A 12,497-nucleotide genomic window follows, 5' to 3' on the forward strand; every position below is an offset into this window, starting at 1 on the left:
ACAACTCAACAGATACGGCAAATTGGAGACTTTACTACTAGCTTCTTATAGTAGTTTACGGAAGCTATACTCCAAAGGCGCAAGATTATACATGAACCATAGGCCATAAAAAAGGCGAGCACTTAGCTCACCTTGTAATTTAGTTGGAGTTAGGTAATGTAGGAACCTCATCACTCAATAGCGCTTCTCCTTGCATAATACTGATTTCTACACGCCGATTTCTCGATCGCTGAGCTTCGGTATCATTCGGCCCGAGAGGTTGAGTATCTGCCATACCTCGAACTTGAAGACGTTGATGTGAGAAGCCTCGCACCTTTTCCATTTCTTGAGCAACGGACACAGCTCTCTGAGAAGAGAGGTCCCAATTTGAGCGATATAGCTCAGAATCTAAAGGCTGATTATCCGTATGGCCTGACACTCGAATAATGCCCGGAACGTCCTTAACTAAATCCGCGATTTGACGCACTAGTGGTCTGAATTTAGGCTGAAGAAATGCCGAACCTTGGGGAAAGGCGCCTTTTTCCCTAATTCGAATATCGATCTGTTGGCCAAGATTTTCTATCTCAATCGCCCCTTCATCAATCTCACGCTCCAAAGCTTTTTTGATGCTTTCCATCAATGTTTCAAGCTCTTGTGACATTTCTGCTGACTGCTGCTGCTGACTTTCAGACTCAGCGTTTTGACTGTCTTGAGTCGAGGTATCTGGCGATTTCCCCCCCGTCTGCTTACCCTCGTCTTTTTGGGTACCACCCGCTCTGTCGGACTCTCCTTCTTGAAACTCCAAAGTTTGTTGGGTTATGTCTATTGTCTGCTGCATGATGACATCGATAGGCGTGGGCTCAGGACGCCCTGGGCGAAATTCTTGGGCAATGATACTCGTACCTTTGGGAATATCTTTGACTTCAAGTCGGTTTTGAACACCAAAAGCAAACTTCATAGAGCCTGCGATCTGTTTAAATTTCAACACATCCATTTCTGAGAACGAAAGCAGAAGTACAAAGAAACACATCAAAAGTGACATTAAGTCAGCAAACGTTCCCATCCAAAGAGGCAACCCGGGAGGAGGACATTTACAACCTTCTTCATCATCCATAGCGGTTTCCTTACTCTGAATCTACATCGAGAACACGCTTACCTTCGTTCAGGTAATTTTTTAGATACCCATCAATAACTCGAGGGTTTTGTCCATCTTGAATCGCTAGCACGCCATCCATAATCAAGCGGCGGTTAAGCTTTTCTTGTTCCCGACGCAGTGAGAGTTTATCGGCAATCGGGAAAAAGACCATGTTGGAGAGTATCGCTCCATAGAGCGTCGTCAATAGTGCAACAGCCATTGCTGGGCCAATCGCTTTAGGATCATCCATGTTTGAGAGCATGGCAACCAAACCAACCAAAGTACCGATCATGCCCATCGCTGGAGCTACGTCTCCAAAGGCTCTAAATACGCTGGTACCGAATTCATGTCGCTCATCAGTCAGGACAATATCTTTTTGCAAAGCAGCGCGCACCACATCAGCGTCATGGCCATCAACAAGCAGGTCTATTCCTTTTTGCATGAAGTTGTTGGTAATTTCCATCTCTTCTAGTGCCAGAAAGCCACCTTTACGCGCAGCATCAGCCATTTCGACCACTTTAGCGATTAGGTCTTCAGGCTCATCGGCCTTAAACATGAAAGCCTTACCAGCAATTTTTCCCGCTCCAAAAAACTGCCCCATAGTAAATTTCATTAGCACAACGAATGTCGAGCCACCCACTACGATAAGAATCGAGGTAACATCAACGAACATCATGATGCTTCCACCCAATATCATCGCCATGATGACAAAGGCAAAGCCTCCAATGAGTCCTAGCAGTGTTGCTAAATCCACAAAGCACTCCTCATGCTATCTTTTATAAGCCTCTGATAAATTATATCGGCAACACCTTCAGATCTTTAGTCTTTTATTGGTACTGCTCTCACACAACTATAGATCTTATCGCCGCATAGTAAACAGCACATCTCTCAGGATGCAGTCTTATAACCACAATAATAGACACCCACATTCGCTTTTTCGATCAATTTTCCTTGGTTAAATTTGACCATGACCACCTCCTAATGTAACTTTCGTGCATCTTCCAAAATGTAGATAATACTATGGCGAGCAAGAAACCAGAAAACATGTCCTTTGAAGCGGCAATTGAGGAGTTAGATTTGATTGTCGAACACCTTGAAAAAGGCGACCTAGCCCTTGAAGATGCTCTGAAAAAGTTTGAACGCGGCGTGACTCTTGCTCGAGAAGGGCAAGCCAAGTTGAATGACGCTGAGCAAAGAGTGAGTATTTTACTAAATAATGATGATAGTGCTCCTCTTACGGAGTTCAAGTCACCCCAGTCAGAATAATCACCAGAAAAAGAGTTGCTCTTATGCATGAGGCGTTAACCTCTTTACAAAAAAGAAATAATCAACAATTAGAGCATTGGCTTGGTCAATGTCCTCATTCAGGGCAACCGCTGATAGAAGCCATGCATTATGGTTTACTGCTCGGTGGTAAACGTGCTCGGCCATTTTTGGTTTACATTACTGGCCAAATGCTTGGATGCCAACTTGATGAACTCGATGCTCCTGCGTGTGCCGTTGAATGCATACATGCCTATTCACTTATCCATGATGACTTACCCGCTATGGATAACGACGAACTAAGGCGAGGGCAGCCAACCTGCCACATCAAGTTTGATGAATCGACTGCAATTTTAACGGGCGATGCTCTACAAACTTTGGCATTTACCATTCTTGCCAATGGGCATTTAAGCGCACAAGCAGAACCAAACCGCATCAAAATGATCAAAGAGTTAGCCGAAGCTTCAGGTGCAAATGGCATGTGTTTAGGTCAAGCACTGGATTTGGCCGCTGAAGGGCGCCATATTTCATTAGAAGAGCTGGAGACCATTCACCGCAATAAAACGGGTGCACTCTTAAAATGTGCGGTACGTTTGGGCGCTCTGTCAGCAGGCACTATAGGCGAGGCAGTTTTACCTCAGTTAGATAAATACGCGAATGCCATTGGCCTTGCCTTTCAGGTTCAAGACGATATTTTAGATATCACCAGTGACACCAAAACGCTCGGCAAACCTCAAGGTTCTGACCAAGCGTTGGAAAAGAGTACCTACCCTGCACTTCTGGGTTTAGATGGTGCAGTTAACAAAGCTCACACTCTTTTAAAAGAAGCCCTTCAAGCATTGGAAACAATACCATACAATACTAGATTACTCGAAGAGTTCGCCCGATATGTCATCGAGCGCAAGAACTAAACAATAAGCGCCTATATATGACTCTTGATATTTCTAAATATCCAACACTGGCATTAGCCAACACACCGGATGAATTACGTAGCCTTCCAAAAGAATCGCTGCCTAAGCTATGTGATGAATTACGCACTTACTTGCTAAATTCTGTTAGCCAATCAAGCGGTCACCTTGCATCAGGTCTAGGAACCGTAGAGCTAACCGTCGCACTGCATTATGTCTATAGTACCCCATTTGACCAACTTGTATGGGATGTGGGGCATCAAGCCTACCCACATAAAATTCTCACTGGCCGCAGAGATAAACTGCCAAGCATTCGCCAAAAAGGAGGATTACACCCTTTCCCTTGGCGAGAAGAAAGTGAATACGACACCTTGTCTGTTGGTCACTCTTCTACCTCGATTAGCGCCGCATTAGGCATGGCAATTTGCGCTGAAAAAGAAGATAAAAACCGCAAGGTTGTCAGTGTGATTGGTGATGGTGCTATTACAGCAGGCATGGCTTTTGAAGCCATGAACCATGCTGGTGACGTACATTCAGATATGCTGGTCGTTCTCAACGATAATGAAATGTCCATATCGGAAAATGTTGGTGCGCTCAATAACCATTTGGCTCAAGTATTATCTGGTAGCTTATACACCTCCATACGCGAAGGAGGAAAAAAAGTCCTTTCGGGTGTCCCGCCTATCAAAGAGCTAGTTCGAAGAACGGAAGAGCACCTTAAAGGCATGGTGGTACCTGGCACTCTATTTGAAGAGCTCGGCTTTAACTACATTGGTCCTGTCGATGGACATGATGTCTGCGAGTTGGTCAAAACACTAAGCAATATGCGCGAGCTGAAGGGCCCGCAATTCTTGCATATCATGACCAAGAAAGGAAAAGGCTACGAGCAAGCTGAAAAAGATCCAATTGGCTATCATGCTGTCCCTAAGTTTGACCCAAACCATACTACTCTGCCCAAGGCTAAAGGAAGTCAGCTAACTTTTTCAAACATTTTCGGCGATTTCTTGTGTGATATGGCCGCTCAAGATCCCAAATTAATGGCGATTACCCCTGCTATGAGAGAAGGTTCGGGGATGGTGCGTTTTTCAAAAGAGTTTCCAGAGCAATATTTTGATGTTGCCATTGCAGAGCAGCATGCCGTTACTCTAGCCGCTGGTATGGCGATTGGTGGCAACCATCCGATAGTCGCGATATATTCAACATTCTTACAACGTGGCTATGATCAACTCATACATGACGTTGCTATTATGAACTTGCCTGTCATGTTCGCTATTGATAGAGCTGGCTTAGTCGGTGCTGATGGTCAAACACACCAAGGGGCTTTCGATTTAAGCTTTATGCGCTGTATCCCCAACATGGTCATCATGACACCAAGTGACGAAAACGAATGCCGCCAAATGCTCTATACCGGGCATAAACACCAAGGCCCAAGTGCTGTGCGATACCCCAGAGGAGCAGGTGTTGGAGCAGAAATTGATATAGAATTCACTGCTATACCACTAGGTAAAGGTCGCGTAATTCACGAGGGTAAAAAAGTTGCTATCCTCAACTTCGGTACCTTCTTGGATAACGCTCGACATGCCGCTGAAAGCCTTGGCGCTACGCTCGCTGATATGCGCTTCGTTAAACCTTTAGATAGCGATCTAGTAAGAAAGCTGATTGATGAACATGATGTGATTGTCACAATAGAAGAAAATGCCATTGCAGGCGGTGCTGGTGCTGGTGTTGTCGAGTTTATGATGCAAGAGAAGCTTATAAAACCAGTTCTGAATTTAGGTTTGCCAGATAAGTTTATTGCACAGGGAACCCAACAGGAGCTACATGCCGAGCTAGGGTTAGACGCAAAAGGCATCGAGGAATCAATACAAGCCTATTTGGCCAAATAAGCATCGAACAATTTTGAAGCCCTCAAAAGGAGGGCTTTCAGCCTATTTTTTAAATCTTCCAGCCAAACTCTTCATATATTCTCAGCCAAGTTTGATCAACTTTTGCATCAATAGAAATGTATTCCTTTGAATATGGGTGAATGAATTCTAATTGTGATGCATGAAGAAGCAATCGATGAGAGTCGTATACTTCTCTGAATAGTTTGTTATGTTTTCCATCCCCATGCGTAGTATCTCCCACAATAGGATGACGGAGATGGGCCATATGCCTTCTGAGTTGATGTTTTCTCCCTGTTAAGGGCTTTAACTCCATCAAACAGTATCGAGTAGTCGGAAAGCGCCCTGTAGAACGAGGAATCTCTACTTTTTCGATAGGTCGATAGTCAGTAATCGCTTGCTGCGGTTCTTTTTCTTGTTCAGCATGTTTATCCGCTATCTTATCCAGTTCAACCTTCAAGTCATAATCTAAACGCCCGGATTCTTCTATCCAACCGCGAACAATCGCATGATAAGTTTTATTCATTTCATGGTTAGCAAACATAGGCATCACTTGAGAAGCCACTTCACTCGATAGTGCAAAAATTAATACCCCTGATGTTGGCCTGTCGAGACGATGGAGCGGAAAAACATGCTGCCCGATTTGGTCACGCAGAGTTTGCATTACAAACTGAGTTTCATGTTTATCAAGCCAACTGCGGTGCACAAGCATTCCCGCTGGCTTATTAACCGCAACAAAATACTCGTCGTGAAAGACAACCTCTAACATCAAGCGCACTCCTCATCAATGGCTCTAATTAAATCAATTAACTCATGGTACTCATGGTTACTCTTCCAGCTCTCTTCAAAATAGGGGGTTAAACAAAAGCCTGTAGGTAAGGGCATTTCTCTTTCTATTAAATCGGCCATCTTGGGTATAAAAATCCATTGTAGCCATTCATGTGGTTGTAACGTATCGACCGCAAATGGCTGATTGCTCTCTAACAGGTGTTTATCCGGTCTTGTAGACTGCCATAACTGCAAGACCCTCATTTGCCCAGTAAGTTGCTCCAAAAACACCTTCATTTGCTGATTATTTGCCATAAAACATATGTGTAAACCTTGAAATTAAGCTCAAGAATACCATCTATATAAGAAATTTAGTTAGGACTATTAATCAATGGCTACGATTCATACACTCAGCCAACTTCTAATCCAAAGCGATTGCCAATATCAGGTGTACGACCTTGGACGTCGCATAAAACACATTGATAATAAGACTTTTTCAGATGTCGAGCATGGCCTTCAGCCCTACCCTTACCCGTTACAACGCAAAGCTCATCTCGCCGTTTGTTACTGGAATGAAAGCAAACAACCATGGATCTGGTTCTTAAAGTTTGAATTAGATGAGCGAGGACTCCTTAAGCAAGCAGATGTAGGAAACTTTCTTAAATACGTCATCGAAGCCATGGGAACTCGTATCAATAAAGAGATGACGCAAGAACAACAGCAAAAGTTGGCCAATAATCCCTATACCTTCAAGCCTGCGGAAGACAAAATGGCTGTATTCCATAGCCAGATTCGAGCTTTGCTATCTCTGCCTTGCAGTCAATATTATGAACATGCACAGTGCTACTTCTCAGGAGAACTTGGATGGAATAAGTGGCAAACTGTTGGGCTACAAGGTGTCACTGATATTTGTGCGCGCCTAAGCGAAGAACAGAACGGTGTGTATGTACGCAAAGCAATCAAGCAAGTACCAAACGAACCTTTATACGCTCTACTTGGCGCTCTTGAGCATTCTTGCCTGCCAAATAAACTAGCAGATCGGCTAAAAGAATTTGCCTTCGAGAAAATCAATCAACAATGCCCAGACATTTTCCTGATTGGTGCGTTGACCCGTGCACTCTCAGGTGCAGATGACCAGTATTTGTACCCTGTAGTTCAGGAGGTCCTTTCATCGGCGCGCTTAAGTCACCAAGAGGTGCTCATTGGAATCGCGGGACGCTGCTGGCACATATTGACAAGCCATGACTTGGCGGAACAATTTTTACTGAGGTTGGCACAAACGGGTAATCAAGCTTTATTTAATCAGTTATTTGCTGACCTAGTCATGTTACCTGAGCTAAGAATGGTATTACTGCCCTTGCTGCACTCAACACCATCTCCAGAGCTGGCAAATGCGCTAGCTCAGCTCCAGCAAGTAACAAAAGGATAGTTAATGATTGGGAATCTGTTTACCATACTGGCCCTATTTTTTATCGCTTTTGTTTTCTGGCAACAGAGGCAGCAAGCTGAATTAGCTAAAATAATTGCAGCTAAAAAATGTAAGCAACTTGATTTGCAACTACTGAATATCGCGCTAAAGAAGCACTGTGCTAGAACGCCTGATGGCCGCTGGTATTGGCACTCTATTTATCAATTTGAATTTTCTTCACTTGGTGATGACTGCTATCAAGGACAATTGATTATGCGTGGCTTGAGCTTGATACAAGTGAAAGTTCCTCCTCATCGAATGTGAATACATAACGAAAATGCAATACGTCAGCATAAATATCGCCTTGTTGTTCAAAGCCTAGCTTATCCAAAACCCGGATTGCGGGGATATGACAACTATCTACTTTGGCGCTCACTTGCGGCAGTTTTAAATCCGTTAATGCTTTGGGTAAGAAAGCCCCGATCACTTCACTTGCCACCCCTTTTCCCCAATAGGCTTTATCAAACATAAAGCCTAATTCTGGTTGTCTATCTAAATCATGAATAAATACATGACCGATATAGTCTCGTGAGTGGTTATCAAGAACAGCAAGGGAGTATATGCTCGGGTCATAGAGAATACGTTGGAATAGGCGTTTAGCAGAAGATACAGTATGTAAAGCTTCTCGTTTATTATAATGCCTGACACAATAACTCAGCATTAAAAACTCTGATTGTAGAGATTCAGTATAGGGAATAAGTAAAGTTCGACGAGTTGCAATAATCATGGCCCCACCTATTGACAGCGTGCCCCCTGCATTGCAGGGGGCACTTTAATTTCTCGAGAAGAGAAATAAGGCCGAAAGTCATACCAACTAAGATAATTTATTGTTGTAAGTTATTACTTTTTGACGTTGTTAGTTTAAATCATGACTAAGCCAATACATCCTTGATGCATTACATCTTATTGGCTGTTTGCCTAGTTTTACTGCCTAGTCACCAAGATACACTGTGCTGAATGCTGGTGAGCTTTCATTTTTTATTTTAAGTATCAGTGCCCTAGCGACAGACACACTATATAAGATTCCGTAATATAAACAATGTAAGAAATCACTTTACTACTAAAGCTCCCAGCAAATAACAAATTAAAAAACTTAATAATCATACACTTAAGAACATTCACACCTCCCACTAATGATAAAACTAAATTTTATCTCACGAGGACTATAAGAGATCTCTTACAAGAGAGATAAGTGTTTTCTATTCGCATTAGGGGATGAGTTTAAGTATGATTAAGACACACCAAGAGCAAGGAGAACCTATGCTTACTCAGGATGTTAGCCATGAGTTAACTGAAGTTTTACAGCAAATCCAGTCAGAAGGAAAAGAGCCGACGGTGGCACTTGTCAGAGCTCGTTTGAATACATTTGTTCCTATCCCTGCTTTAATAAAAGTGATAAAAGACTGGAAGCATTCAAAGCATGTCCCAAAGGTGGAAGTTTCAGCGAAAGAGATTAACAGCGATGAGAAAATCGCAAAGTTAGAAAAACAAATCACAGACCTAACGATGAGACTCGATAAACTAGAAAAGAAATTTTCTCAAAGTTAACTTTTAGGTTCAATATAGATATAAAAAAGGCTCAGCAATATGCCAAGCCTTACACTGTACTTTAAAAAGTAGATTACCAGCCAGTTACTTCACGTAGACCTTTACCGATATCAGCTAGAGACTTAACCGTCTTAACGCCTGCTGCTTCTAGAGCTGCAAACTTATCTTCCGCTGTACCTTTACCACCAGAGATGATCGCACCAGCGTGGCCCATGCGCTTACCTGGAGGAGCCGTAACACCAGCAATGTAAGAAACAACTGGCTTGGTGACGTTCTCTTTGATAAATGCAGCTGCTTCTTCCTCAGCAGTACCACCAATTTCACCAATCATTACGATGGCTTCAGTTTCAGGGTCTTCTTGGAACAGCTTAAGGATATCAATGAAGTTTGAACCTGGAATTGGATCGCCACCAATACCAACACAAGTCGACTGACCGAAACCTTCATCTGTCGTCTGCTTAACGGCTTCGTATGTAAGCGTACCAGAGCGAGACACGATACCTACTTTACCTTTTTTATGGATATGACCAGGCATAATACCAATCTTACATTCATCTGGAGTGATTAGACCTGGACAGTTAGGACCGATCATGCGAACGCCAGTTTCTTCTAACTTCACTTTCACGTCGATCATATCTGTAGTAGGGATACCTTCAGTGATGGTTACGATAAGCTCGATACCCGCATCAATCGCTTCTAGGATTGCATCTTTACAGAAAGGTGCTGGTACGTAGATAACTGTCGCTGTTGCACCAGTTGCTTCTACGGCTTCACGTACTGTGTTGAATACAGGAAGACCTAGGTGAGTTTGACCACCTTTACCTGGAGAAACACCACCAACCATCTGTGTACCGTATGCGATAGCTTGCTCAGAGTGGAAAGTACCTTGGCCACCAGTGAAACCCTGACAGATTACTTTGGTGTCTTTATTAATTAGTACAGACATTATTTGCCCTCCGCAGCAGCAACAACTTTCTTAGCTGCGTCAGTTAGCGACTCAGCTGCAATGATATCAACATCAGAATTAGCAAGAACTTCGCGACCTAGGTCAGCGTTAGTACCTTCTAGACGAACAACGACTGGTACGCTTACGCCTACCTCTTTAACTGCACCGATAATACCTTCAGCGATCATGTCACAACGAACGATTCCACCAAAGATGTTAACTAGTACTGCTTTCACATTGTCATCAGAAAGGATGATCTTGAATGCTTCTGCTACGCGCTCTTTGGTTGCACCGCCACCTACGTCAAGGAAGTTGGCTGGTTTACCACCGTGTAGATTTACAATATCCATGGTACCCATAGCAAGACCAGCACCATTCACCATACAACCAACATTACCGTCTAGTGCTACGTAGTTCAGTTCCCACTGAGCAGCGTGTGCTTCGCGCTCATCTTCTTGTGAAGGATCATGCATTTCACGCAGTTTAGGCTGACGGTAGAGAGCATTAGAATCTATGTTGATCTTGCCATCTAGACAAAGTAGGTTACCTTCGCCTGTTACAACCAAGGGGTTAATCTCAAGCAAAGCAAGATCGTACTGTGCAAACATAGCACCCAGTCCCATAAAGATCTTAACAAACTGCTTAATCTGATCACCTGATAGACCTAGTTTGAATGCTAGTTCACGGCCTTGATATGCCTGAGGGCCAACAAGTGGGTCAATGGCGGCTTTATGAATAAGTTCTGGAGTTTCTTCCGCCACTTTTTCGATTTCAACACCACCTTCCGTTGAAGCCATAAACACGATCTTGCGAGTTGCACGATCAACAACTGCGCCTAAATACAGCTCATTTGCAATATTTGATGCTTCTTCAACAAGTATCTTGGTCACTGGCTGACCGTTAGCATCAGTTTGATAAGTGACTAGGTTTTGGCCTAACCACTTCTGCGCAAACTCCTTAACGCCATCTTTTGTGTCATGTAATTCAACACCACCAGCTTTACCACGTCCACCTGCGTGCACCTGACATTTAACGACTTTCTTCTCTGTGTTTATTCTTCCCGCCGCTTCGAAAGCTTGCTGAGGAGTGTCACACGCATAGCCTTCAGGCACAGGCAAACCGAATTCTGCAAACAGCTGTTTGGCTTGATATTCATGCAAATTCATTTTGTTATTCCGCTTGTTTTCCCTTGGAGGGGTTTATTATGTCCATGACGTTTACATCTGTAAACACAAACGTCTGTAGGGTCTTCTCAAGTAAACCGCTAACAATGTAACGATTCAAATGAAGGCGGAACGCTGAACCTGTTCCGCCTTTTAAAAACCATTACCACTAAATTAAAACATTCAATCAGCGGTAAGAGTTAACTATACGTCAAGAAGTAGACGTGCAGGATCTTCAAGGAGCTCTTTGATCGTAACCAAGAAACCTACTGACTCTCGACCATCAATTAGACGGTGATCGTAAGAGAGGGCAAGGTACATCATAGGCAAGATTTCAACCTTTCCATCCACAGCCATAGGACGATCTTGGATTTTGTGCATACCAAGAATTGCAGACTGAGGTGGGTTAATGATAGGGGTAGACATTAATGAACCAAACACACCACCGTTTGTGATTGTGAAGTTACCGCCCATAAGTTCATCAACAGTAAGTTTTCCATCACGACCTTTGATAGCTAGCTCTTTTATGCCTTTTTCAATCTCAGCAAAACCTAACGTGTCACAGTCCTTAAGCACAGGAGTAACCAAACCGCGCGGTGTAGAAACTGCCATGCTGATGTCGAAATAGTTATGATAAACAATATCGTCACCATCTATCGACGCATTTACCTCTGGGAAACGTTTTAAGGCTTCAGTAACCGCTTTAACATAGAAAGACATGAAACCGAGACGAATACCATGACGCTCTTCGAACTGATCTTTGTATTGCTTACGTAGGTCCATAATAGGCTTCATGTTGACTTCATTAAACGTCGTCAACATAGCAGTGCTGTTTTTCGCTTCAAGCAGACGATTAGCTACTGTTTTGCGCAAACGTGTCATAGGCACACGCTTCTGACTACGAGCTGCCGCAGGAGCATCAACACTTGGTGATGCAGCTGTCTCAGGTGCAGATTTAGCACTAGCTAGATGAGCCTCGATGTCTTCACGAGTAATACGACCACCCACACCTGTGCCCTTTACTTGGCCTGCATCTAAGCTGTGCTCAGCTAATAGACGGCGCACTGCTGGGCTTAGAGCGTCGCTTGTCTCTTCAGTAAGAGAGGCGGTGTGACGCTTATCAGGAGAGGCTTCAGCAGCCTCCGTTTTATCTGGTGTTGGCTCGCCAGCAACGGCACCTGGGTTGAGCTTAGCAATAAGTTGCTTGGAAAGAACGGTTGCTCCCTCCTGTTCAATTATCGCTTCAAGAACACCAGCTTCAGGTGCTGGTACTTCCAAGACTACTTTGTCCGTTTCAATATCAACCAGTACTTCGTCACGCTCTACTGCGTCACCTGGTTTTTTGTGCCATGTTGCGACTGTCGCATCTGCAACAGATTCAGGTAAATCTGGAACCAGAATTTCAATTGTCATATCTGTTTCTTCCTTTCACTTCT

The 12,497-nt window shown here is 43.6% G+C and carries 14 protein-coding genes; 6 read left to right on the forward strand and 8 right to left on the reverse strand.

Annotation, left to right across the window (positions count from 1 at the left end; all coding sequences use genetic code 11):
• Nucleotides 1–139 precede the first annotated feature (139 nt).
• Nucleotides 140–1,093, reverse strand: coding sequence for a flagellar motor protein MotB (locus tag FIV01_RS10720; protein WP_114786653.1), 954 nt, complete (start codon nt 1,091–1,093; stop codon nt 140–142).
• A 10-nt stretch (nt 1,094–1,103) separates the two neighbouring features.
• Nucleotides 1,104–1,868 carry a flagellar motor protein PomA gene (pomA, locus tag FIV01_RS10725; RefSeq protein WP_152430997.1) on the reverse strand — a complete coding sequence of 255 codons (765 nt, stop codon included), beginning with the start codon at nt 1,866–1,868 and terminating at the stop codon, nt 1,104–1,106.
• A 266-nt stretch (nt 1,869–2,134) separates the two neighbouring features.
• Here pomA and xseB point away from each other — a divergent pair, with 266 nt between their 5' ends.
• The 3 genes from xseB to dxs are packed head-to-tail and all read left to right on the forward strand — an operon-like array spanning nt 2,135 to nt 5,171.
• The gene (gene xseB / locus FIV01_RS10730; protein WP_114786650.1) at nt 2,135–2,380 is read left to right on the forward strand and encodes an exodeoxyribonuclease VII small subunit; all 246 of its coding nucleotides are present in this window, start codon (nt 2,135–2,137) and stop codon (nt 2,378–2,380) included.
• Nucleotides 2,381–2,403: 23 nt separating this feature from the next.
• The gene (gene ispA / locus FIV01_RS10735) at nt 2,404–3,288 is read left to right on the forward strand and encodes a (2E,6E)-farnesyl diphosphate synthase (RefSeq protein WP_152430998.1); all 885 of its coding nucleotides are present in this window, start codon (nt 2,404–2,406) and stop codon (nt 3,286–3,288) included.
• A gap of 17 nt (nt 3,289–3,305) precedes the next feature.
• Nucleotides 3,306–5,171: a 1-deoxy-D-xylulose-5-phosphate synthase gene (gene dxs / locus FIV01_RS10740; protein WP_152430999.1), complete on the forward strand. Its 1,866-nt coding sequence runs from the start codon at nt 3,306–3,308 to the stop codon at nt 5,169–5,171.
• 49 nt (nt 5,172–5,220) lie between these two features.
• On the opposite strand, the gene truC is transcribed toward dxs, so the two are convergent.
• Together truC and FIV01_RS10750 are read right to left on the reverse strand one after the other, a co-directional pair.
• Complete coding sequence (gene truC, locus FIV01_RS10745; RefSeq protein ID WP_152431000.1) at nt 5,221–5,937, reverse strand: tRNA pseudouridine(65) synthase TruC; 717 nt, start codon at nt 5,935–5,937, stop codon at nt 5,221–5,223.
• Nucleotides 5,937–6,251, reverse strand: a complete 315-nt coding sequence (locus tag FIV01_RS10750; RefSeq protein ID WP_152431001.1) for a YqcC family protein — start codon at nt 6,249–6,251, stop codon at nt 5,937–5,939. Before FIV01_RS10750 ends, truC begins: the two co-directional genes overlap by 1 nt.
• Nucleotides 6,252–6,327: 76 nt before the next feature.
• On the opposite strand from FIV01_RS10750, the gene FIV01_RS10755 reads away from it, so the two are divergent.
• Together FIV01_RS10755 and FIV01_RS10760 are read left to right on the forward strand one after the other, a co-directional pair.
• The gene (locus FIV01_RS10755) at nt 6,328–7,365 is read left to right on the forward strand and encodes a DUF3549 family protein (protein WP_152431002.1); all 1,038 of its coding nucleotides are present in this window, start codon (nt 6,328–6,330) and stop codon (nt 7,363–7,365) included.
• Nucleotides 7,366–7,368: 3 nt separating this feature from the next.
• Nucleotides 7,369–7,668 (forward strand): DUF3301 domain-containing protein, encoded by a 300-nt coding sequence (locus FIV01_RS10760; RefSeq protein WP_152431003.1) that lies wholly within the window; start codon nt 7,369–7,371, stop codon nt 7,666–7,668.
• Here FIV01_RS10760 and FIV01_RS10765 read toward each other — a convergent pair.
• Nucleotides 7,616–8,131 carry a GNAT family N-acetyltransferase gene (locus FIV01_RS10765; protein WP_152431004.1) on the reverse strand — a complete coding sequence of 172 codons (516 nt, stop codon included), beginning with the start codon at nt 8,129–8,131 and terminating at the stop codon, nt 7,616–7,618. The two genes, FIV01_RS10760 and FIV01_RS10765, sit on opposite strands and share 53 nt — an antisense overlap.
• Before the next feature lie 533 nt (nt 8,132–8,664).
• Here FIV01_RS10765 and FIV01_RS10770 point away from each other — a divergent pair.
• A complete protein-coding gene (locus FIV01_RS10770) occupies nt 8,665–8,952 on the forward strand; it encodes a hypothetical protein (RefSeq protein ID WP_152431718.1) in 288 nt (95 codons plus the stop codon).
• 73 nt (nt 8,953–9,025) lie between these two features.
• Here FIV01_RS10770 and sucD read toward each other — a convergent pair whose 3' ends face one another.
• The 3 genes from sucD to odhB all read right to left on the reverse strand — a co-directional run bounded on the left by sucD (nt 9,026) and on the right by odhB (nt 12,474).
• Nucleotides 9,026–9,898 (reverse strand): succinate--CoA ligase subunit alpha, encoded by an 873-nt coding sequence (gene sucD, locus FIV01_RS10775; protein WP_006881309.1) that lies wholly within the window; start codon nt 9,896–9,898, stop codon nt 9,026–9,028.
• The gene (gene sucC / locus FIV01_RS10780; protein WP_152431005.1) at nt 9,898–11,064 is read right to left on the reverse strand and encodes an ADP-forming succinate--CoA ligase subunit beta; all 1,167 of its coding nucleotides are present in this window, start codon (nt 11,062–11,064) and stop codon (nt 9,898–9,900) included. The genes sucD and sucC overlap by 1 nt, the downstream gene beginning before the upstream one ends.
• A 201-nt stretch (nt 11,065–11,265) precedes the next feature.
• Nucleotides 11,266–12,474, reverse strand: coding sequence for a 2-oxoglutarate dehydrogenase complex dihydrolipoyllysine-residue succinyltransferase (odhB, locus tag FIV01_RS10785; RefSeq protein WP_152431006.1), 1,209 nt, complete (start codon nt 12,472–12,474; stop codon nt 11,266–11,268).
• Nucleotides 12,475–12,497 lie beyond the last annotated feature (23 nt).

This window comes from Vibrio aquimaris, from assembly GCF_009363415.1.
GTDB classification, from domain to species: domain Bacteria; phylum Pseudomonadota; class Gammaproteobacteria; order Enterobacterales; family Vibrionaceae; genus Vibrio; species Vibrio aquimaris.